Here is a 22,869-nt window from a genome sequence, read left to right as displayed (position 1 = left end):
GTGCTGCCTCACAATGGGCGAGCGCTACTGCCGATTGCCACGGACGAGCGCGATGGCACAAGCTTGTGGTCGAGTCATGGCTCCAGCGTCCACCAGCCTTGCCAGCAGAGGGTCTCCCCTGCCACTTCCACCCTATGCTCGCCTGGCGCTTGCCCTTGTGAGGGGCGCAATGCCACGGCCAGACGATGTCGAGCGCCGCTGCGCGTCGCAAGCTCCAGCACGCAGGTCTCGTCACTGTCATGCAGCAACTGGCAACGGCTGACCTGAGGGCGGGCGTCACGCGAGATCTCGCGAGCTTCATCGAAGACACCGTGTGTCTCGATCACGCTGGCAACGGTGTGACGACTGCCGGTGGAGCGCAGCATCAGATAGGGCTCATTGCGCAGATTGCTCTGGGGATCATTCGCGCCGATCAGGCCTTGCACCAGGGTGGCAGGCGACGAGCACACCATGCGCGCCGTGACGAACTGATCGTCCTGCAGCCAGGTGACTGCCTGATCGGCACCTGCGGGCAGCTCATCCCCGGTGCTCATCTGCCAGAGATGCTGATAGCCATTGGCGTCGCCCAATGCCGTGGGCGAGGTCTGCTGGTGCAAGGCGGGTTCGGCGACCATCAACTGGCCTTGATAGTGCAGGGGATAATCATAGTGATGGGGGGTATCGCTGGTGGCGCGCATCAGGTCGATCACCAGTGGCTCGGCGAGCTCCGGCAAGGTGACCAGCATCAGGCTGCGCTGCAAAGTGACGCCGGGCACGAAGTCATCCAGACGCGCACTGGCGAGCTGAACCTGCGGATGGGAGGTCTCGAAACACACCAGGGTGCCGTGATGCTGACAGGCGCGTGCGGTGTCCAGGCCATGATGCGAGGTCTCATCCACCACCAGGGTGTTATGCGCCACGCTCTGCTTGGCGTAGCTGCGGTTTTCCGGGGTATAACGCCCGCCGAACTTGGGTTCGATATTCACCCAGCGGCTGAAGCCATAATCCGTGAGCACCTCATGCTGGCCATTGTGGTATCCGAAATGCAGGCCATCGAAATGTCCGTGATCCAGCGCGGAATGCAGTGTCGGATCGCTGCCATGCTGACCGAAGCTCATGTAGAGCATGCTCTCGCTACCGCGTGAGGTCGGCGCACGCAGAATGGCGATTCCGCCGGCACCCCCTTCACTGCCATCACTGATGAAGCGACTGTCTCGTGCCTCACTTGATTGACTCCCCTGTTCTACGAACTCGGCCAATGCAAGAGAGCCCGTACACAGTGGCAAGCGCTGTACCTTGTCGCGAATCAACCCCGCTACCGCCGGGTTCAAGCGGGTATCCCGATACTGCTGCAGCAAGAACGCCGCTCCCAGCATCGCGCCCTCATCAACAAGCCCCATCGTCTTCGAGCTGTCATTCAGGGCCAGAAATCGCCCATCGGGGAAGGCCATCTGTTGCAGACAGAGAATGGCCTTGCGGATGATCTGGTCACGATGTTCATGAATCCGCGGCCGCACGCCGCTGTTGATCAGCGCATCGGCAAACAGCACCATCGGGCGCAGCGCGAAGCGATGGTAATACGGGCCTTCCAGGTAATAGCCGTCCGGCGAGAACAGCTGGTCCAGCTGCGCGAGAAATCCCCCACTGACGCCATCGCGAGCATTGCCGAGCAATGCCTGCTCCACCAGTGCCTCATCTTCCAGCACCAGCCCGGCAATGCCGGCTGCGGCCACGGACCAGATGCCATGGTTATGCACCACATCGAAGTCATGCGCGTTCTGTACCACCAGCAGGTCGATCATCGGCCGCAACAGGTGCAGTTCGATCTGCTCGCGCTCACTGACCGGCAGCTGTGCCTTGATGTTGCCGTAGGCGTCCGCGGCATATAACAGCCACATGCCTTCGTTCAGGCATTGGTGAAACAGCTTGCCGGGAGGATTGCTGTCCCTGGAGACATGCGCCGGCAGTGCTTCATACATCTGCGAGTAACCCAGCAACAGGCCACGCACGAATTCGAGATAGCGCTCATCATGCGTCACCAGCCACAGCTGAGAGGCCAGGCTGACATGCTGATAATTGAGCTTGTGGCGCGCGTGCTCTTCTCCGCCCGCCTCACCTTGCCCGGGAATGCTCAGGGGCTCGGCCAGCACCGAGCGCATGTCCTGCTCTGCAAGCGCGAGCCGCTCTGACAATACGCGTGAGGAATCCGGTGCCTCGTGGGCAGCGCGCAGTCCGGCAAGGGCCGCACGATCCAATAACAATGTCTGTTCCATGACGTGACCGCTCGTTGTGTGATGACCTGTGGCGTTTTCGGTTGGGCGCCCTGACGGGCGCCCGACCCGATTCAGGGGCACATCTGGCCGCCATTGACGTCGATCACCTGCCCGGTGATGTAGCCGCTCAGCGCATGCGATGCCAGATACAGGTAGGTCGGTGCCAGCTCGTGGCATTGCCCGAAGCGCCCCATGGCGATGCTGCCGGCGATGGTCTGCTTGAGATCATCACTCTTGTCTTCATGGAAGGCCGTATCGATGGTGCCCGGAGCGACGGTGTTGAAGCGGATGTTGTCCTTGGTGAATTCCTTCACCCAGTTGCGATGCAGGTTGTGAACCATCGCCTTGCTGCCGCCATACAGGCTAGCGCCCATACCGCCGCCCTCACGCCCCGCGATGGAGCCGGTGGTGATCACGCTGCTGGTCTGTTGACTCTGCCGGGCAGACTCACGCAGATGCGCAATCGCGAAACGCGTCACCATGACCACGGAGCGAATATTGAGATCGATGACGTTGTCGAAGAACGCATCATCGATGCTCTCCAGCCCCTGACGCCCGCCCAGGCCGCCGGCATTGTTGATCAACACATCCAGACCCCCCAGTTGATCTACCGCACGCGCCACCAGTGACTCGCACTGCGCGGTATCACGCACATCTGCCTGCAGATAGAAGGAACGTCCCGGTGCATCCAGCTCGGCAAGCAATGCCTCAGCCTCAGCAGGACCGCGACTTCCATGCAAGACCACCTTGGCCCCGGCCTTGAGCAGGGAGCGCGCCACATCCAGACCGATGCCCGCGGTCGAACCGGTCACCAGTACACGCTTGCCTTGAAGATCATCAAACATCACGACTACTCCTGAAACGGGTGAACTCTTGTGATCAGGCGCCTCGCTGACGCGACCGCCACCAACAAATAAGCAACTTCTTTTTTAGATATTTCGCATTATTTGGCGCGTCAAAATGCTGCCCAGGCCTGAGCCTGGAAGCGGCATGACATCATGGGGTCAGCATGTCATCGCGGCGGGGCGAGAACAGGTCGATCACCAGACTGTCGGGCTCGAGCGCCACGGCGCCATGCGAGGTGTGATGCGGAGCGACGAAGGCATCGCCTGGCGAGAGCCGGCGTTTTTCACCCTCAAGCTCGACCTCGAAAGCACCCTGCACGACATAGCCGATCTGGTCATGACGTTCATGCTGGTGTGGGGTGCCGACGGCACCGCGATCGAACTTGACGCATACCGCCATCAAGTCCGGGGTGTGGGCGACGATCTTGCGCTGGATACCGGGTTCGACATCCTGCCAATCATGTTCGTCGTTGATGAAGAAACTGCCTGCGTTCATCGCTATGACTCCCTGCTGGGTACCCGTTGTGTCACCGGTACATGCCCCATCCTTGAGACGCTCCCTTGACCCTGCTCTGCCTGCTTAGCCTTTGTTGCCGCGATGGCCTCAGTTGGCGATAGAGGCACAAAGACAGCAAAGCCAGAAGGGACACCGTCGATTGAGACATCAATCTGAAATGGCGTTTTGAAAACGTAGCAGGGGATTTTTATTTTTGAAACAGCATTTCATTCCATATTAGACTTTTAGACCGTTCCAAGCCTGAAGGACGCTTCGTCGTCGATGGCCGAAGAATGAGGCCCAGAGTGGCGCCAGGCGTTGTGGCAGCGCGGCTGAGAGTGTAAAAGCGAAGGTGAGTACTCTAAAATCGAGTTTCATTAATTTCAGAATAAGGGATCTCATGTCTTCAGAAACCAAGCCTGCCGAAGCCAAGGTGGACAACGTCACTGCGGTGATGAAGGTGATGGCCGTGCTGGAGGGGCTGGATATCGACCATGAGTCCAGTCTTGCCGAACTCTCGCAGCGCGCCATGATGTCGAAAAGCACTGCTTACCGGTTTCTCCAGACACTCAAGAACCTCGGCTACGTCGCCCAGGACAGCGAAAGCGAGAAATATCGCCTGACCATGAAAGCCTTCGTGCTGGGCAGCTCGGCGCTGGGCAACATGGACCTGATCAAGATGGCAGACCCCGACATGGCCGCGCTGTCCCAGTTGACGCGAGAAGCGGTTCATCTTGGCACTCTCGATGCCAGCACCGGGGAGATCGTCTATGTCCACAAGTACAACTCGCACTTCAACCTGTGCATGAACACCCGCATCGGCGACCGTTGCCCCGCGCATACCACCGCCATGGGCAAGGCGCTGATGTCATGCATGAGTGACGCCCAGCTGGAGCACCTGTTGACCCTGCAGCCGCTGGAGCCGCGTACCGAGCGCACGCTGACCTCGCGCCAGGCACTGGATGAGCAGCTCGCACAAGCACGTCAGTCCGGTCTGGCAGAAGACCTCGAGGAAATGGACGCGGGGGTATGCTGTTTCGCGACACCGATTCTCGATCACACCGGCAAGGCCATTGCGGCGCTCAGCATGTCGATCCCGACGATTCGTTATCACCAGGATGTGACCCTCGAGTACAAGAAGATCCTGTGTGAATCCGGCCGGAACATTTCCGCGAACCTGGGTTGGAAGCCATCTCATGAACACGCCCATGGCTGATGGCGCGGAGGAAAACAGACACGGATGTCAGTTTCCCTCGCGTGGCTGAAGGCAGGGTATGGGTAGCGACAAGCCGGCGCTTCTGACGGGACTGCTGACGACCTTGACGCTGCCACCCCAAGACCAATGGATAATGATCATTGAGCAACGATTTACAGGTAATCCAATTTTATCCAGTCTATTCAAGCGGATAGCAGATCGATCACTCATCGCTGCAACATCCTTCACAGGGCTTGAAGAAAGGCACAGACAACCTGCAACCCATTGACATAACGATAAAAATAAATATGAAACGACATTTCATTATTCTTGACTGATATCTTGACAGTCAGAACTGTCAGGCTCTAGCCTTCGCTTGCTGCAACGGAAACCCTCCCAAAAGCACAAGAAAAGGCAGGACGCTATGCAACACAATCGGGCACGCCAGCCCCTCATGAATGCACTGATTCTCGCCCTGGGAACAGTCGCCATTTCCGCGCCATCTCTGGCCAATGACAAGCCACCCGCCGAAGCTTTCAACCTGGACACCTGGAAACTGACGCTTCCCATGGATGGTGACGGTGATGGCAAGGTCGACGAGATAAAAGTCAGCGACCTTCAGTCCTATCGACACGCGGATTACTTCTATCTCGACGATGAAGACCACCTGGTATTCGTGACTCCCAACAAGGCATTCACGACGCCAAATTCCAGCAATGCACGGACTGAACTGCGTCAGATGCTGCGTGGAACCGATACCAGCATCGGCACACACGACCCTCAGAACAACTTCGCGCTCGCCTCCCACAAGCATGCCGATCAATATGCTCAGGTCGGCGGCTTCCTTGAAGCGACACTGCGGGTGGAGCATGTCGCGGAACGTTCCCGCAAGCCTGATCGCAAGTCAGCCTATTCGGTGGTGGTCGGGCAGATTCATGCCGGCAAGGACAAGGCATTGATGGAAGAGGATGAGGGCTTCGGTCACGGCAATGAGCCGCTCAAGATCTTCTACAAGAAACTGCCGGATCAGGACACGGGCTCCGTGTTCTGGAACTATGAGAAGAATCTCGCCAAGGAAGATCCCAGACGCACGGATGTCAGTTACGCGGTATGGGGCAACGACTGGAGCAGCAACGCTGACCCCGGCGAGGAAGGCATTTCGCTGGGTGAGACCTTCAGCTACAAGGTCGTGGTCAAGGGCGACATCATGCACCTGACCTTCAATGCGAAAGGCCACCCCACGCGCAACTTCGAGATCAACCTGGCAGACAATGTCGATGCCAATGGCCAGGTGGATCAGGATGACCTGCCAGCGGGGTATGCCGGTGACTGGATGTACTTCAAGGCGGGCTCCTACAACCAGTGCAACACCAAGCCCTCCTCCAATGCCTGTGAAGGCACCGGCGAATGGGCCAAGGATGAAGCCAATGGCGATTATGCCAAGGTGGTCTTCACCGAGCTTGAAAGCGGCAAGGTTCAGTGATGACAAGCTGTCCGAGTGTGATATTGCACTGCTGAAGCTGTAGAAATGGAACTGAAGAAATGAAGCTGAAGTGATGAAGTCCGCGTGAGATCACAGATCTCGGACAGAGGACTGCCACTCTTCCTCTACATAAATGCCGTATCCCCCCCTTCCCCTTGGATTGTCAGAAGCCGTATCTCTGCCAATCCTAGGGGAATTGCGTTGTCGATGACCCCGCCCTCTTCGCTCTCTTTCACCTTTTTCTCGACGCCCTGAGAGTATCGTGCCCCTTGCCATGGCCGCCGGAGGAAGACATCGACGAGCCTGCAATGGGAGCCAGTGACCGCCCTCAATCTGCCGAGAGCGGTAAATTGACGTAAAACGCAAAGTATCCGGCGTCTTCTGATCATCTCGCTGCCCTCAACTTCACGACACTGTGTTCAACAAAGGCGCAGAGGCGATGCGACCGGGACGTGCAGGTTGACGTCTGGTGACATGGCCGCTGCAACTTACCGCAGACAAGTGTTCTGACACGTGAGGCCCGACGATGAATCGCAAGACTATCCTGACATGCGCCATCACTGGCGCGGGTGATACCGCCAGCAAGAACCCGAATGTCCCGGTGACGCCGAAGCAGATCGCCGATGACTGCATCGCGGCCGCCAAGGCCGGTGCCAGCGTGGCCCATATTCACGTGCGTGACCCGGAGACCGGCGGCATCAGCCACTCCACCGAGCACTTCCGTGAAGTCATGGACCGTGTGCGTTCCGCCGACACCGACATCGTCATGAACATCACTGCCGGTGGCGGCGGCGACTGGATTCCGGACGTCAACGACCCGACTCGTGGTGGCCCGGGCACCGATATCCAGACCCCGGCCGAGCGTCACGCGCCGATCCAGGAACTGCTGCCGGAACTGTGCACCCTGGACTGCGGCAGCCTGAACTTCGGCGACATGGTCTACATCAACACCGCTGACTGGCTGCGCGAGCACGCTCGTCTGGTGCAGGCCGCTGGCGTCAAGCCGGAGCTCGAGTGCTTCGATCTGGGCCACGTCTGGTTCGCCCGTCAGCTGCAGCAGGAAGGCCTGCTCGACGACGACCTGCTGTTCCAGCTGTGCCTGGGTATCCCGTGGGGCGCAGAAGCCGACACCGAAACCATGCTGACCATGAAGAACAAGCTGCCGACCAACTCCAACTGGGCAGCCTTCGGTATCGGCCGCATGCAGATGCCGATGGTCGCACAGGCCGTGCTGCTGGGCGGTCACGCTCGCGTCGGTCTCGAAGACAACCTCTATCTGTCCAAGGGCGTGATGGCGACCAATGCCCAGCTGGTCGAGAAGTCCTCCGGCATCATCGAGAACCTGGGTTCCAGCGTGATGACCCCGGCCGAGACGCGTGAATTCCTCAAGCTGCGTGATCCGTCCACCGGCAAGACCGCTGGCGATATCGCCGCACTCGAAACCGCTGGAGGTGTCGCATGAGCCAGTTGTCTGTCGTAGGAACCGGTGTCATCGGCAATGGCTGGATCTCGCGTGCACTGGCCAATGGCTGGGATGTGGTCGCCTTTGACCCGGCGCCGGACGCCGAAGCCCGCACTCGCGCCTTCGTCGCGAATGCCTGGCATGCGCTTGAGAAGGATGGCCTGGCAGAGGGTGCCTCCGTCGATCGTCTGCGCTTCGCCGCGACCCTCGAGGAAGCCGTGGTCGGCGCCGACCTGATCCAGGAAAACGTGCCGGAGCGTCTGCCGCTCAAGCAGGAAATCCTCAGCGCCATCGATGCCGCGGCCGAAGAGCACGTCGTGATCGGCTCTTCCACCTCCGGCTTCAAGCCGACCGATCTGCAACAGGACTGCAAGAAGGCACCGGGCCGCGTCATCGTCGCTCACCCCTTCAACCCGGTCTATCTGCTGCCGCTGGTCGAGCTGGTCGGTGGCGAGCACACCTCACCGGCACTGCTGGAAGGCGCCCGCGATGACTACCAGAAGCTGGCGATGCGTCCGCTGATCGTACGTCGCGAGATCGAAGGTCACATCGCTGACCGCCTGATGGAAGCGCTGTGGCGTGAAGCCCTGCACCTGGTCAACGACGGCGTCGCCACCACCGAAGAGATCGACGCTGCCGTCGTCTATGGCTGTGGCCTGCGCTGGTCGCTGATGGGCACCTTCCTGACCTTCCACCTGGCAGGCGGCGAGCCGGGCATGCGTCACATGCTCGAGCAGTTCGGCCCGGCACTGAAACTGCCGTGGACCAAACTCGAAGCGCCGGAGCTGACCGACGAGCTGATCGACAAGGTCGTGGAAGGCTGCGAATACCAGGCAGCGGGCCGCCCGGTCGCCGAGCTGGACCGCCGTCGCGATGACTTCCTGGTCGAGCTCTTGAGCCTGACGCGCAAGTACTGGCCGGAAGCCGAAGGCCTCGAGGGACGTATCTGATGGACCTGCTCGAGATCACGGTGCCGCATGAGTGGGTCGACTATAACGGCCACATGAATGATGCCGAGTACGCGCGTGCCTTCTCGATGGCGGTCGAAGCCTTGATGGAGCACGTGGGGCTGGATGCCGAGGGGCGTCGCGAACACGACCTGACCATCTATACCCTGGAGACGCATCTGTGCTATCTGGCGGAAGCGCATGAAGGCCAGACGCTCAAGGTCAAGGTGCTGCTGCTGGACCATGACGCCAAGCGCCAGCATGTGCTGTTCACCCTGACGGATGCCGACGGCGGCGAGATCGCCACCAGCGAGCAGATGCTGATGGCGATGAGCATCAGTGGCGGTCGTCCGACGCCCTGCCCGGAATTGGTGGCGGAGCGCATTGCCGCCCTGCCCCAGCCGGCAGGCGAAGAGGACTGGCCCAAGGCGGCCGGTCGTCGTATCGCCATCCGCCGCAAGACGGCCTGAGACGTGTGACAACCGATGTCCGCTTCGGATAACAAGTCGCTGATTTAGCGTCAAAACCCGCACCCTGCCAGTCTTCTGGCGGGGTGTTATTGTCTTGGGACACCCGCCGAGAGCCGATTCATGACCATGACGCCTTCCCCCATCACCTGTCGCGCCTTCATCGATGACTTCGCGCGCGGCATGGATGAAATGGTAGAGATGCCGCTGGCAGACGCCCGCAAGCGCTATGAACAACTGTGCCAGCAACTTGGTGCACCGCTCGCCGAGGGCGTCACGACCCACGAGAATCACGTCGAGGTCGCTGGCCGCGCGACGCCGCTGCGCCTGCGCCACTTCATCCCGGAGGTGGCACGCAAGGCAGACGGCAACCTGCCGGCACCGGTGGTATTTCTGCACGGCGGGGCCTGGCAGATAGGCTCGCCGGAGAGCCATCAGGGCATCGCCTCCAGCCTGGCCGCCCAGCTGGGGCGTGAGGTGGTCAGTGTCGATTATCGCCTGCTGCCGGAAGCCAACTATCAGGACGCACTGGCGGATTGCCTGGCGACCATCGAGCACCTCTCCGCCACTGTCGAACCGGTGGCCATCGTCGGTGACAGCGCCGGCGCTCGACTGGCAATGGATGTGGCGCGCCGACTCGATACCGAGATGCCCAACATCGGCCTGCAGGGCACGCGCATGCAGAGCCTCGGCACCCACGGCGCGAAAATGGAGACGGCCCACCATCAGGAGCATCCGGCCCCCGACAAGCCCACAGGCTATGTGCTGGGGCTGATCTACCCGCCGATGGACCCGGTCTTCGTGCTGGCCAAGGAGAACGAGTTCGCGCTGGGTTCGGATGCGCCGCTGCTCGGCCGCGATGAAGTGGTCAGCATGTGGCTGACCGTCGCCGAGGGCGACCGCTCCGCCAGCTACTCACCCTCGCCGGCCCATTCCCAGCAGCCGCCGGCACGCCAGATCGAAGTGCTGGCCGCCGAACATGACCCGCTGACCCAACCGCTGGAAGCAGCGGTGGATGTCTGGCGCTGGCGCGGTGCCGATGTCGGCTATCGCAGTGCAAGCGGCATGGTGCATGCGGCGCTGCACGCACATCATGCGCTCCCCGAGATGCAGCACGCCTGGCAGGCCTTCTGTGAAGCCCTCGATCGGCGCCTGTGCGCCCTGGACTAGCGCAGCCCCTCACATGCACAAACGCCCAGCCACGAGAATCGTGACTGGGCGTTTGTGTTGCTGGTGACAGTCATAGCGGATGACAGATCTAACCGAGGACTGAAAAGCCCAATGACCACCGCTCGAGCGTCAGCTGTCGGTCAAGTCTTCAGACTCGCCGGTGACATGAAGCGCAGCTCGATGGCAACCGGGCACTGACGGATACGCTGATGCCACTCTTGCTCCAGCCGCTCCCGCGTCATCTCCTGAGACGAATCGTCCGTCAGCACGACCACGACGATCAGTCTGAAATTGGCCTCCAGGGTGCGGTCCGCCAGCAGCGCCTCGTAGAGCAGACTTTGCAGCACCGTCTGCGCTCTGGCGTAGTGCTTGAGCACCTTCACTTCGATGAACGTGAAGGGGGCACTTTCTCCCTCGAGCAGCGCATCGAAGCAGGCATCGGTCTCGCCGACACGCACATGCCGCGTCATCGCGCCGCTCGCACTACCGCCCGCAGTGGAGGATTCCTGCATCTGACGCAGCACCGCATCCTTCAGCTGGGTCATCTGCTGGCGATGATGATCCAGATGCTCGGCACGCGATAACGGCGCCTTCTCGTCGGCGCCGTCCTGAGGGCTCAACAGCTGCGCGACATCGGCATCGTCGACGGCCTGCCCGCTATCCTCATCTGCGGCTGATACCTGAGCCTCGGCTTCTACTCCGCCCTGCTGCCAACCACTCTCCCCCAGCGACTCCTGCACCTCGCGAGTCAGACGCTGCTCCTGCTCGGCTGGCGACAGCGTGCGCATGAAGGAGCGGTCCTTGTCGTAATCCCCCGGCGCATACAACTTGCCGTGATGATGGGTCACGAGTCGATAGAACACCGCCAGCACCAGCAGCGGAAACACCACGATGAAACCGATCAACGGCCAACGCTCCGCCACCGTCAACGTCTCGGCCGCCGAATTCAGCAGCAGACTCGCGAAGCCATAGATCAACGAGATGAACAACGCGATGATCCCCAGCGGGTTCCGCGCCAACTGCCTGGCATATTTCATGAACTGCATACGCGCTCCGTTCCTTGGGGCTTACTGAGGGCATCCCCATGCAATGGGGCAGATTGAAGAACAATTCAAGAGAATAACAGGTAAAACATTAATAAAAAGGCACGCATAAAAACTAATTACATCACTAATTCTCACACTACATATTGAATAACGCGCCACTCCACTATGAGTAATAATCATTCAGATAAGGTTCTATTTCTTTGACCAAATGAAAACTTACAGTTTCTCTCAAAAGAAGAAAAGCCATAAAAAAAGATAGGACAGACAATATAATTAAACTTATAACTTGGGTTAAGTGCTCGAACCCAACGATCCAGGCAAAGGCAAGGAGAAAGATACTAAAAACAATTAGAAAACCACTTGCGATACGATTATACCACAAGCTCACTAAATCAAACGTCGTTACGACGATTTGTAGCTTTCCATCACGAAATTTAAGTAAAGGCATCGATCTCCTGAAGACTTCCGACCTTAGCTCCCCATTAGCATTAGCATAGATTTTGGTTATCTCTTCTCTGAGTCCTCTCTTGACCTCCAAGCCTGTGGCCAACTTAAACCTCTCTGATACCAGCTCATTTTGCAACAGAAATAAAGTTTCTTCAGAAAGATCTGGACAGTTTAGGGCATCTTGCAAAAACTTAGATCTAACGTTTCTTCTTTCATATAAAAAGGAATATATTACTTTTATATTTAAAATAAGCGAAAGTAAAACAACAATCAACATGGTGATAAACTCACCTTCTTTCAAGGCCTTTACAATCGTTTCAAACATAGCTCCCCCAAAAGTTTATCGCTTGTTTTATGAAATTACCCGACAAACAAAAATCGCATATACACCGCAATAATATTGAATCCCTAACTTCAATTCAAGGCATAAATTCTCAAATGATGCCAACGGTGCATAAGGAAACCCTGCTAGGCATTATCCAGTGTTAGTTAAATGTTATTAGATCTAAAAATTTAATAGAGCAAACTATTGTCTGTACTACTAGTTAGTAGGAACATTTACACAGAGGAGAACAAAGAAATTAGCCATAAAAATGAATTGAGTAGACCACTATAACCTATAGCAGCCTACTCACCTTAGGCCCGACTTAAAAATCAGAGTGATAAGTACTGATACCCAAAGGCCAACCTCACCACTGCATCACGATGAAGGTCAGGGTCATTACGCCGATGGCGACCAGCCAGGCGCCCAGCACGCGTTGGGCGATGACGAAAGCCGTCTCGGGGAGCAAGCGCCCGGCCAAGGCAAGAATCCCCCAGCCGGCGACAACGATGAGTAGTATGGCCGTCATTACGCCGAGCAGTATTGCCACTGGGGTAGTGGCCACGTCATGCCCGACGAACAGCAGGGCGACCACCAGCCCCGACAACGCTGCCGGGACACGCGCCGTCAGCGCCCTGCCCCACAGCGTGCGCAGTGGTAGATGAATCGACACCAGCAAGGCCGTGACGCTCGCGAAACCCACCACTGCCATCACCAGCGAATCCGGCGCGTACAGCGCCACCACGACTCCCAGCACCATGGCATTGATCAGACGCAGGACACCGCGCAGCCATTCGCCAGTCGTGAAGCGGCTCTGACAGGCAACGCCCACCAGACTGGCCGTCAGCAGCAGATACAGAATCACCGGACTTCCGGTGGCGGCGCGAACGCCCAACAGCCATTGATCCCACATCATCATGCCAGGGCCTCCAACAAGAAGTAGACACCCAACAGCGCCGTCACTGCGCCCAGTACCCGCAGCAACACGCCCTGACGAAAGCGCTCTGCCACTACGCCCACGCCGATACCGGCGGCATGCAGACTGCCGGTGGCCAACATGAAGCCCATCGCGAAGGCGAAGGGATCAGAGGCCAGGGGCAATTCCGCCCCGTGGGCGTAGCCATGACAGATCGCAAACACCGAGACCACCAGACAGGCGAGCCACAGCGGCAACGCGACCCGCCACACGATGAAGGCGCCGAGCACCAGTGCGGAAAGCGCGATACCGATCTCGATGTCCGGCAGCGCCAGGCCCACGATGCCGACCACGCTGCCCAGCGCCATGATCATCGGGAAGACGACCGGCAACAGCCAGGTGGCGGGCCGCCCCAGAATCACGCCCCACAGGCCCACCGCCACCATGGCCGTGAAGTGATCAAGCCCGGTCAGGGGATGCAGGAAGCCCGCGGCAAAGCCACCGACCGAATCGGTATCGACATGGGCATGCGCAGCCCCGGAAAACATGACCAGCAACAGGCCCAGGCGAGAGATGGCTGTCCGCGTGAGTCGCGGCGCCGAAAAGCGGGTGAACGTCATGAGGTAACAATCCTTCGGTGAAAAGCATGAAGCCCCGCGGCAATGCAGGTCTCTCGCATGGCCGCAGGGCTTCTTCATACAGCACTCTCTTTCATACAGCTCGTGAGCTCAGACAATCCGCGCGAGTGTCGGCAAGGTGGCGCGCCAAGCTGCCGCCCCAGGCTTTCACACAACAGCCTGATGAACATCCGCCTCTACTGCTCGCTGGATGCCTGAGACGGGGGCTCTGACGGCTGATCAGACTCCGGGCGATCAGACGCGTCCTTCTCCGGCCCACCCGGACCACCCAGGCCGGGGCCCTGGCCCGGTATGCGCGGCGAGCCGATGCCCATGCTGGCCGTGGTCACGAAGTTGTCCTTGGCGACCACGCCCTTGAGGCACTTGGGCAGATTCGGGAACTCGTCGGTGGCGTGGTAGTGGTACTCGCCCTCGGGGTGGCGCTCGGTCGGGCCGAAGTGACCATTGCAGCTGTCGAGGTCCGTCGGGACGCTGCCGCCGGCGTCCTGGGTGCCGAACATGGGATAGCCATCGAAGGCATAGGCGAACTGGACGGTATGGCTCTGTGGCAGCTGACAGTGGGCATCGACACCGTGCTCGTCATAGAGGGTGTCGATATCGGTCGCCGTGGCATGCCAGTGATACCAGCCACCGGGATCGACATGCCCGCCGCAGGTATCCAGCGCCGGCAGGTTGCCGGTATCCAGCACTGACGGGGCGTCAGCGAAGATCGGCACGCCATCCAGGGCGAGACCGATCTTGGCGACGGTGCCCAGCGGTGTGGGCTCGTCAGCCTCGACCGGCTCAAGGGGCAGCAGCACGGTCATCTTGACGCTTTCATCCTCGGCCACGTTGAGGCAGTTGTTGGCCTCGACCGGCCTCTTGCTCAGGTCCGTCATGATGTGGAGCGTTTCGTCATCATCATGGAAATGGAAGCCGAGCGTATCGAGCATCTCGAAGAAGGCGCGATCCAGCCGATAGAGGCCCGAGTTCTCGCCATCCCAGTCCCAGATACCGCCCTCGTCATCCAGAGATGGCGGACAGAACGGGCCGGTTTTCAGGCCATCCGGCTTGTACTTGACCACCAGACGGGTGCACTGGGTCTGCGTGCCATTTTCCAGCGTACAGCTCACCGTTTCAGGGGCTTTCACCAGCGCGGCCGAGGAGAATTGGCTCGGCACGACTTCAGCATGAGCCGCGCCGGCCATCAGCATCGCGACCGAGGCTGACAGCACAGCAGCGGGCAAGCGTGCCTTGTGCCGCACGGCAGTTGCACGATGAGGAGGTGTGATGGTCATTCAATGACTCCTGACAGGACGCTTGGACGTCGCGGTAAGCGCAAGATATCACCGCGACAGAAAGGGTGAATCAACCAGAACGCATGCAAAAGAGAGCGCTTCAGTCCAAAAGCCAGCACTGACTACCGGCAGCCCACAGACAGCAACGCCCGCCCTCTGATTCCATGCAACATCATCAGAGTGGCGGGCGAAGCATTCACGGTGCATGCGGCGCAGGCGCCTTCAGCCTCAGCGTTCCGCTGGGCCACCCGGCGGCTTGGCACCCTCCGGCAGACAGGCAAGACCTTCACCGCCATCGGCCGGCGCGTCACCTAATGCACCCGGGCCAGGGCCGCCCTCGGGCGGAGCGATGCACTGACCGGGGATCAGATCCTGCTGCCCTTGCACCTGAATCTGACATTGGTCTCCCACCTGCTTGGCGATACATGCCTCCAACGCTTCCTGAGGCGGCTTGCCGCGCGGCGGTTGCTGCGCCGCACTCACGGCACTGACTGCCAGCAGAGCGCCGGTGATGGCAAACATTGCGCCACTGCGGGCGATGGTCTGACTCACGCCAGAGAGACCAGAAAGCTTCATCATGCTCGTTCCTTGTGTATTCGTGCGGATGAACGAAGGGTGCCGCCAGAGTGTGCAGGCAATATGTCAGAAAGCCGCAACCACGCCGACAACCCGAGGCAACCCCAGCACTGACAAGGGCTCCCCCCTGCACACGAGATAAGCCTTCGGCATCACGCCTTTTCGTGAGGCTTCTGCCCTGCAGGCCCGCCCTCGGGCGGCCCACCTGCCGGGCGTTCATCTGCCTTGCAGACCGCATCCGGCGAGTCGAGCGCACAGCCGATCTCGCCCTTGAAGCAGCCCAGAATCTCGTTCTTCTCGGCACTGTTGCCGTGATAGTGATAGCCGATCCCTGCGGCAACGTGACCGCTGCAGGCATCCAGCTCGGCCTTTTCGGCGTCATCACCTGTCAGCCTGGCCAGAATCGGGTAACCGTCCATCGCGAAGCCGATCATCGGGGCATCCGCTTCCGCTTTCTCCTGCTTGGGGCTACAGCCATTGGCACCGTGGTAGTGATAGCCCACGTGCAGATTCACATGCCCCCCGCAATCGTCGAACGGGGCCAGAGTATGGGCAGCGAGAATCGCATCCTGCGGCGCTGCGGCGTCGAATCTGACGCCATTGAAGGCGATGCCCCGCGGGCCTGGCGTGCGCCCTGCCGCCTCACCCTGACGAGCGACAGGCATCAAGGGCAGCACATAGGTGGTCTCGACGACCTCTTCCATGTATTCCGCGCGGCATTCCACGCAGTAGTTGTTGTACTCCTCGGCCACATCCGGCCGCGCCGCCTGATCACACGCGATTCTGGTATCGGTGACGTGAACCTTGCCGGTGTCCTCATCGAACAGCTGCCACTCGGGGTCATCATAGAAGGTGGCCAGATTCTCGATGAAGGCGCCATCGACGTCGTATTGGGTGCCGTCGCGCACCCAGATACCGCCCTCATCAGCAGTGTCCGAGATATTGCCCGGGCACCAGGGGCCCATCTCATCGGCAGCCAGCGAGTTCTTGAGCGTGATGCTGAAGCATTGGGTCTCGGTGCCCCCGGAAAGCGTGCAATCCACCACCTCGGGGCCTGCCACGACGCTGTCGGCATCGAACATCGACTTGATAGTTGCCAGGCGCTCGCTCATGTCGGTGCCGTGGGCCACGGCGGTCGTGGAGGCCATCAAGGCGATGGCGCTCCCCAATAGCAGCTTGCTTGTCAGATGCTTCATTCCCCACCCCCTTGTCATTGCGAAAGTCGCTCTCATGCCTCTGCACACCACACGCAGCTGTCACTCGTTGAGGCAAGCGCCGGCTGGAACCTCGCCCTTCATCCAGCACAAGACGCACCCTGCCCGACAGCATGGCATCTCAAGGCGTGGATACCCGCGTTCTGTCAGCCTTTCCCATCAGATCACGTTTTTGACACGCGGGTATGACAGCAACATGAGGACCACCGACAAAAGCCAGTGGTGAGAGCCGGACGCAGGCAAGGTGGCGCACGAACTTGCAGCAATTGTTGAAAGCAGCGCCCTTGTGTTGAAAGCAGCGTCCTTGGCCAGACCTCAGCGCGTCTGGCGCGGGGAATGCCCGAAGTGGTTGCGGTAGGCACGCGAGAAGCTGGAGCTGGAGGTAAAGCCGCTCGACAGCCCGACCGAGAGAATATCGAGGTCGGTTTCCTTGAGCAGATGCCGCGCCCGCTCCAGGCGCAGCCGCAGGTACCAGGCCCGCGGCGAGGTCGACAGCTCCTGCTCGAACAGGCGCTGCAGCTGGCGCAGCGAGACGCGACAGCGCTTCGCCAGCTCCTCCAGCGACAAGGGGGTGTCCAGGTTCTGCTCCATCAGGGCCACCGCATCCACCAGCTGGCGCTTGTGGGTGCCCAGGCGGCGCGCCAACGTCATGCGCTGCTGGTCCGTCCGCGTGCGCATGCGGTCGTGTACCAGCTGCTCCGAGACATCCACCGCCAGCGCCGTGCCGTGCCGGCGGGCAATCACATCCAGCGCCATGTCCATCGCGGCTGCCCCACCGGCACAGGAAAAACGCCGCGCGCCCAGCTCGAACAGCTCATCCGAGGTGCTGATGGTCGGGAAGCGCTCACGAAACGCCGGCAGACTTTCCCAGTGCAGCGTGACGCGCTCGCCGTCCAGCAGTCCTGCCGCCGCCAGCAGGAAACAGCCGGTATCCAGGCCGCCCAGCACACAGCCTCCGCCATCGAGACGATGCAGCCAGCCCGTCAAGGCGCGATTGAGGTGTGCCTCGGGCTCGAAACCACTGCATACCGCCAAGGAAGGCAGGGAGCGAATATCGAGAATGCTGTGGTCGGCGACCAGCGTCATGCCACTGGAAGACGTGACCGGCTGGCCATCCTCACTGATGAGCAACCAGCGAAACAGCGGCTTGCCACTGATGCGATTGGCGATGCGCAGAGGCTCCACGGCCGCGAAGAACGCCATCATCGAGAAGCGTGGCAGCAAGAGAAACCCGATGGTTTCCGGTAGCGGGCCGATGTAATCGAGTCGCATCGTGCAGTGGTTCCAGAGAGTGAGAAGGTGAATCCGCCCTGCCCGGCGGCTGAGCGCAAGCAGCGTCAATGACGTCGTGAGGGCAAGCGCCTGAGGTGCAGGCTCCGCTCACGCCCCTGCATCGCCGGAATGTTATCCCGAAAGCGTCCCAAAGATGGCCAACATTGTCGCATTCAGACAAGTAATAGTCGCATCACGTCAAGAATATCATTGCATGATTTCTGCCTCTCGGACAGCCACGACGCCCCTGCGCGATAGCCCTTGCCAATGCGTCTGCGTGACCGAATGGGCCCGCTGGCGAACGCGCTCTTGCGACACAGCCAATTTTCCAGAAGCTGTAGCCATCAAAATCAATTCCATTCATAATATATTGTAATGCTTTGAGGGAGTTAGCGTCATCCCGCGCCTCTCGACAAGCATTCACGTCTTCATCTCGTTGCCTTATCGACAACAATTTTTCGCGACAGATGAACGGTCATTCCGCCGTGACCGCGACAGGGAACGCTGGCCCTACGACCAGCTCGAACAGGAGATATTGCGTGACCCCACCTCAGCCTGACCCCGCCTCACCTGACATTGCCAGTACTAAAAACGCCAGTACCAAAAACGCCACCGATAACAACACCACCTCTAACAACACCACTACCTCTGACGGCAGCGCCGCGGCAGTCGTCGGTTCTCAGCGCTACCATTCGCCGGACCTGAGCCTGCGCGTCGAGACCTCCGGCCCGCTCAAGGGCATGCACAAGGGCATGACCCTGACCTCCGCCGGCCTGCTGCTGCTTTTCGTTCTCGCCACCGGCCTGGCTCCCGAGCTGTCCTCCAGCCTGTTCGGCGCCGCGCGCGCCTGGATCGAATCCACCTTCGGCACCTATTACCTGGTGACCATCGTCGGTCTGATCGGCCTGTGCATTGCCCTCGTCTTCTCCCCCTGGGGCAAGCTGCGCCTGGGCGCGCCGGATAGCCGCCCTGAATTCTCGCGCTTCACCTGGATCTCGATGCTGCTCTCGGCAGGCGTCGGGATCGGCATCCTGTTCTTCGGCGTCGCCGAACCGATGTTCTACTTTGACAACTCCGGCGGCTTCGGCTACCCCAACAATCCGCACGCTGACCTCGCCGGCCATATGGCGATGGATCACGCCCGCGCCGTCGACGCTCTCAAGCTGGCCTTCTTCCACTGGGGTCTGCACGGCTGGGCGGTCTATGTCATCGTCGGCATGACGCTGGCCTACTTCGCCTATCGCCGCAATCTGCCGCTGGCACTGCGCTCCGCGCTCTATCCGCTGATCGGTGACCGCATCTACGGCCCCATCGGCCATGCCGTCGACATCATGGGCGTGCTGGGCTGCGTGTTCGGTATCGCCACCTCACTGGGGCTGGGTGTCAGTCAGATCGCCGTCGGCCTCAACCGCCTGACCGGTATCGACTCGGGTATCGGCACCCAGGTCGTGCTGATCGCGATCATCAGCGTCATCTCCATCGCCTCGGCGGTCTCCGGCGTCCAGCGCGGCATCCGCATCATTTCCGAGCTGAATGTCGGCGTGTCCGTCATCGTGGTCGGCAGCTTCCTGATCGGTGGCCCGACCCTATGGCTGATCAGCATGTTTGGCGAGACGGTCGTCTCCTACGTACGTGACGTCATCCCCATGGGGCTGTGGGTCGCGAGCACGCCGGTCGAGCGCGACTGGCAGGATGCCTGGACCATCTTCTACTGGGCATGGTGGCTGGCATGGGCGCCGTTCATCGGTCTGTTCATCGCGCGTATCTCCAAGGGCCGCACCCTGCGTGAGTTCATCCTCGGCGTGCTGATTGCCCCGCCGCTGATCATTTTCATCTGGCAGACCCTGTTCGGCGGCACCGCCCTGCATCAGGAGCTGAACGCGGCCATGGGCCCGGGCACCGGCCAGCTGATGGGCATGATTCGCGACTGGAATTTGCCAGAGGCACTGTTCGCCACCGCCGATGCGCTGGTGAGCAATGACATTCTCAGCACCGTGCTGACGTCGCTGCTGATCTTCCTGCTGATCAGCTGGTTCGTGACCAGCTCCGACTCCAGCACCCTGGTCATCACCACCATCCTGTCGATGGGTGATGAAGACCCGCTGCCGCGTCACCGCATCTTCTGGGGTGTCTGCATCGGCTCCGTCGCGGCGGTACTGCTGATGGCAGGCGGGCTCAAGGCGCTGCAGACGGTCCTGATGGCTGCCGCCCTGCCGGTCAGCTTCGTGATCCTCGCCATGACGCTTGGCCTGCTGGTCGCGCTGGTCGATGAATCACGCAGCATGATCACATCGCGTCGTCAGCCGAAGACCGGCCCGCAAGCCACGCCGCGAACGGTCAGCCAGACCAACGCGGGCTAAGGCCTCTGCCAGTGATTTCGTGACGCAGGATTCCATGATGCGAGCGTAGAGAGGGCAGCGTGGCGCTCTCGGCAATAGCGCCGCGGCCCTCTCAACAAAGGCACCGGAATCACAGGCTCATTGGCCCGCATTTATTAAAATGTGTGTGATCACAGCATCAGAATGTGTGTGACCACAGCGTCACAATCGTGTCACCCACGCGTCACCAATGCCCGCTCAGGCCAACACCTGAGCGGGCATTGTCATTTCTGGCGTCTTTTGCATGCTCTTCACGTCGTGTTGTGGCAAGCAGGCGTCGCTTGCCTCCAACGTCACCACACCGCACCTGACTAGTCTGGAAAGGCGCAACCCACGGCCTGACAGTCGGTTGCGTTGCTGACAGGACACTGACAGCAAAAGTGCCCAGCCAGGCACGTATGACACTCTTGGCGCTCTCGAGATTGGCCATCCCCGGCATTGGCCTGAACGAGAACACCATCCCCCACTTTAGCCTCCGGCCTTGCCCGTATCGATTCCGCACTCAGGGCTTCAATGTAATCAGCCTCAAGACACTCAGGCCGCAGCAGGAGTGACGCTCAAACAGCAATTAGAACGACAGCTCGAACAGCATTAGAACGACAGCTCACACAACAACTACAACAATTCAGGAGTCTTCTCATGGCAGCGACAGACCATGATCCACTCGGTGATCCCGCACCACACCCTTCGCAGAACAATGCCCTCACGGCACATATCCAGGTGGAAACCAGCGGTCCGCTCAAGGGCATGCACAAGGGCATGACCCTGACCTCGGCCGGCCTGTTGCTGGCGTTCGTCGTCGGGGCCGGTCTCTCTCCCGATGGGGCGGCCACCATCTTCGGTGCCGCGCGCAGCTGGATCGAACATACCTTCGGCACCTACTACCTGGTGCTGGTGGTCGCGATGATCGCCCTGTCGCTGGTCCTGGTGTGCTCGCCGTGGGGCAGTCTGCGCCTCGGCCCCAAGGACAGCGCCCCGGAATTCTCGCGCTTCACCTGGATCTCGATGTTGCTCTCGGCAGGTGTCGGCATCGGCGTGCTGTTCTTCGGTGTCGCGGAGCCGATGTTCTATTTCGACAATTCCGGTGGCTTCGGCTACCCGAACAACCCGCATGCGGATCTGGCCGGCGCGACCGCCATGGATCACGCGCGCGCCGTCGAGGCGCTCAAGGTGGCCTTCTTCCACTGGGGGCTGCATGGTTGGGCGATCTACGGCATGGTCGGCATGACGCTGGCCTACTTCGCCTATCGCAAGCAGCTGCCGCTGGCGCTGCGTTCCGCGCTCTATCCGCTGATCGGTGATCGCATCTACGGCCCGATCGGCCATGCCGTCGACATCATGGGCGTGCTGGGCTGCGTGTTCGGTATCGCCACCTCACTGGGCCTGGGCGTCAGCCAGATCGCGGTGGGTCTCAATCGCCTCACCGGTCTGGATGCCGGCATCGGCACCCAGCTGGCGCTGATCGTCGCGATCAGTGCGATCTCGATCGCCTCGGCGGTTTCAGGCATCAAGCGCGGGATTCGCTTCATCTCCGAGCTGAACATCGGCGTGTCGGTCCTCGTGGTCGGCAGCTTCCTGATCGGCGGCCCGACGCTATGGCTGATCTCGCTGTTCGGCGAGACGCTGCTGGCCTATCTGCGCGATGTGGTGCCGATGGGGCTGTGGGTCGCCGAGACCGCGGGAGAAAACAGCTGGCAGGTCGGCTGGACCATCTTCTACTGGGCCTGGTGGCTGGCGTGGGCGCCGTTCATCGGGCTGTTCATCGCCCGCATCTCCAAGGGCCGCACCCTGCGGGAATTCATTCTGGGCGTGCTGATCGCGCCGCCGCTGATCATCTTCATCTGGCAGGCGCTGTTCGGCGGTACCGGCCTGTATCAGGAGCTGACGGCCAGCATGGGTGCCGGCAGCGGCGAGCTGATGACGCTGGTGCGCAACTGGAGCCTGCCCGAAGCGCTGTTCGCCACCGCCGATGCCCTGGCGGGCAACAGCGTGCTGAGCGTCATCCTGTCGTCTCTGCTGATCTTCCTGTTGATCAGCTGGTTCGTCACCAGCTCGGATTCCAGCACCCTGGTGGTCACGACCATCCTGTCGCTGGGCGATGAAGAACCACTGGCACGCCACCGCATCTTCTGGGGCATCTGCATCGGGCTGGTGGCCGGTACGCTGCTGATGGCGGGCGGACTCAAGGCGCTGCAGACCATCCTGATGGCCGCCGCCCTGCCGATGAGCTTCGTGATCGTGGCGATGACACTGGGCCTTCTGGTGGCGCTATGTCAGGAATCCGGCATCGCCCTCATGAAACTCGGCAAGCCGAAGCCGGACAGAGGCCAGGCCTGAGCTCGAGGCTGAGAGTAAGCCTGAACCTGTGTCAGTCCCCACATGAAGCCTCACTGGCATGACATGCTCTGCCAGACCGGTCCTGCCAAACCCCACTCGCCGAGCCATCCCGTCACAGGGACGGCTCGG

At 60.5% G+C, this 22,869-nt stretch carries 19 protein-coding genes; 8 read left to right on the top strand and 11 right to left on the bottom strand.

All coding sequences use genetic code 11. From position 1 onward, the window contains the following. Positions 1 to 74: 74 nt before the first annotated feature. The 3 genes from MSG32_RS03700 to MSG32_RS03690 form a co-directional block, all read right to left on the bottom strand. Entirely contained in the window at positions 75 to 2,252 is a 2,178-nt protein-coding gene (locus tag MSG32_RS03700) for a heparinase II/III family protein (protein ID WP_248377777.1), read from the bottom strand. A 71-nt stretch (positions 2,253 to 2,323) separates the two neighbouring features. Next, positions 2,324 to 3,097: an SDR family oxidoreductase gene (locus MSG32_RS03695; protein WP_248377775.1), complete on the bottom strand. Its 774-nt coding sequence runs from the start codon at positions 3,095 to 3,097 to the stop codon at positions 2,324 to 2,326. Positions 3,098 to 3,248: 151 nt separating this feature from the next. Then, complete coding sequence (locus MSG32_RS03690) at positions 3,249 to 3,593, bottom strand: cupin domain-containing protein (protein ID WP_107334567.1); 345 nt, start codon at positions 3,591 to 3,593, stop codon at positions 3,249 to 3,251. Positions 3,594 to 3,993: 400 nt separating this feature from the next. Between MSG32_RS03690 and kdgR the strand changes: the two genes are divergently transcribed. The 6 genes from kdgR to MSG32_RS03660 all read left to right on the top strand — a co-directional run bounded on the left by kdgR (position 3,994) and on the right by MSG32_RS03660 (position 10,317). Continuing rightward, entirely contained in the window at positions 3,994 to 4,809 is an 816-nt protein-coding gene (gene kdgR / locus MSG32_RS03685) for a DNA-binding transcriptional regulator KdgR (protein WP_248377774.1), read from the top strand. A 433-nt stretch (positions 4,810 to 5,242) separates the two neighbouring features. Continuing rightward, a complete protein-coding gene (locus MSG32_RS03680) occupies positions 5,243 to 6,271 on the top strand; it encodes a polysaccharide lyase family 7 protein (protein ID WP_248377772.1) in 1,029 nt (342 codons plus the stop codon). 526 nt (positions 6,272 to 6,797) lie between these two features. Further along, on the top strand, positions 6,798 to 7,733 hold the full coding sequence (locus MSG32_RS03675; protein WP_131432243.1) for a 3-keto-5-aminohexanoate cleavage protein: 936 nt from the start codon (positions 6,798 to 6,800) through the stop codon (positions 7,731 to 7,733). Further along, the gene (locus tag MSG32_RS03670; RefSeq protein ID WP_248377770.1) at positions 7,730 to 8,683 is read left to right on the top strand and encodes an L-carnitine dehydrogenase; all 954 of its coding nucleotides are present in this window, start codon (positions 7,730 to 7,732) and stop codon (positions 8,681 to 8,683) included. The genes MSG32_RS03675 and MSG32_RS03670 overlap by 4 nt, the downstream gene beginning before the upstream one ends. Continuing rightward, entirely contained in the window at positions 8,683 to 9,150 is a 468-nt protein-coding gene (locus tag MSG32_RS03665) for a thioesterase family protein (RefSeq protein WP_248377763.1), read from the top strand. The genes MSG32_RS03670 and MSG32_RS03665 overlap by 1 nt, the downstream gene beginning before the upstream one ends. Before the next feature lie 120 nt (positions 9,151 to 9,270). Continuing rightward, a complete protein-coding gene (locus MSG32_RS03660) occupies positions 9,271 to 10,317 on the top strand; it encodes an alpha/beta hydrolase (RefSeq protein WP_248377761.1) in 1,047 nt (348 codons plus the stop codon). Between the two features lie 140 nt (positions 10,318 to 10,457). On the opposite strand, the gene MSG32_RS03655 is transcribed toward MSG32_RS03660, so the two are convergent. From MSG32_RS03655 to MSG32_RS03620, 8 genes are all read right to left on the bottom strand, one after another. Then, positions 10,458 to 11,363, bottom strand: a complete 906-nt coding sequence (locus MSG32_RS03655) for a hypothetical protein (RefSeq protein WP_248377759.1) — start codon at positions 11,361 to 11,363, stop codon at positions 10,458 to 10,460. A gap of 163 nt (positions 11,364 to 11,526) precedes the next feature. Further along, the gene (locus tag MSG32_RS03650) at positions 11,527 to 12,135 is read right to left on the bottom strand and encodes a hypothetical protein (protein WP_248377757.1); all 609 of its coding nucleotides are present in this window, start codon (positions 12,133 to 12,135) and stop codon (positions 11,527 to 11,529) included. Between the two features lie 364 nt (positions 12,136 to 12,499). Next, positions 12,500 to 13,051, bottom strand: coding sequence for a hypothetical protein (locus MSG32_RS03645; protein ID WP_248377755.1), 552 nt, complete (start codon positions 13,049 to 13,051; stop codon positions 12,500 to 12,502). Continuing rightward, positions 13,048 to 13,668 (bottom strand): HupE/UreJ family protein, encoded by a 621-nt coding sequence (locus MSG32_RS03640; RefSeq protein WP_248377753.1) that lies wholly within the window; start codon positions 13,666 to 13,668, stop codon positions 13,048 to 13,050. Before MSG32_RS03640 ends, MSG32_RS03645 begins: the two co-directional genes overlap by 4 nt. 194 nt (positions 13,669 to 13,862) lie before the next feature. Further along, on the bottom strand, positions 13,863 to 14,963 hold the full coding sequence (locus tag MSG32_RS03635) for a YHYH protein (RefSeq protein WP_248377751.1): 1,101 nt from the start codon (positions 14,961 to 14,963) through the stop codon (positions 13,863 to 13,865). 228 nt (positions 14,964 to 15,191) lie between these two features. Further along, the gene (locus MSG32_RS03630; RefSeq protein ID WP_248377749.1) at positions 15,192 to 15,542 is read right to left on the bottom strand and encodes a hypothetical protein; all 351 of its coding nucleotides are present in this window, start codon (positions 15,540 to 15,542) and stop codon (positions 15,192 to 15,194) included. A 149-nt stretch (positions 15,543 to 15,691) separates the two neighbouring features. Beyond that, complete coding sequence (locus MSG32_RS03625; protein ID WP_248377741.1) at positions 15,692 to 16,735, bottom strand: YHYH protein; 1,044 nt, start codon at positions 16,733 to 16,735, stop codon at positions 15,692 to 15,694. 333 nt (positions 16,736 to 17,068) lie between these two features. Then, on the bottom strand, positions 17,069 to 18,025 hold the full coding sequence (locus tag MSG32_RS03620; protein WP_054557162.1) for a GlxA family transcriptional regulator: 957 nt from the start codon (positions 18,023 to 18,025) through the stop codon (positions 17,069 to 17,071). Between the two features lie 539 nt (positions 18,026 to 18,564). On the opposite strand from MSG32_RS03620, the gene MSG32_RS03615 reads away from it, so the two are divergent. After that, positions 18,565 to 20,385, top strand: coding sequence for a BCCT family transporter (locus tag MSG32_RS03615; protein WP_248377739.1), 1,821 nt, complete (start codon positions 18,565 to 18,567; stop codon positions 20,383 to 20,385). 657 nt (positions 20,386 to 21,042) lie between these two features. Next, positions 21,043 to 22,740, top strand: coding sequence for a BCCT family transporter (locus MSG32_RS03610; RefSeq protein ID WP_248377737.1), 1,698 nt, complete (start codon positions 21,043 to 21,045; stop codon positions 22,738 to 22,740). Positions 22,741 to 22,869 lie beyond the last annotated feature (129 nt).

This window comes from Cobetia sp. 1CM21F, assembly GCF_023161745.1.
Lineage (GTDB): Bacteria > Pseudomonadota > Gammaproteobacteria > Pseudomonadales > Halomonadaceae > Cobetia > Cobetia amphilecti.
Note: the sequence above shows the minus strand (reverse complement) of the source record. Positions and strands in the feature narration are given on the sequence as shown.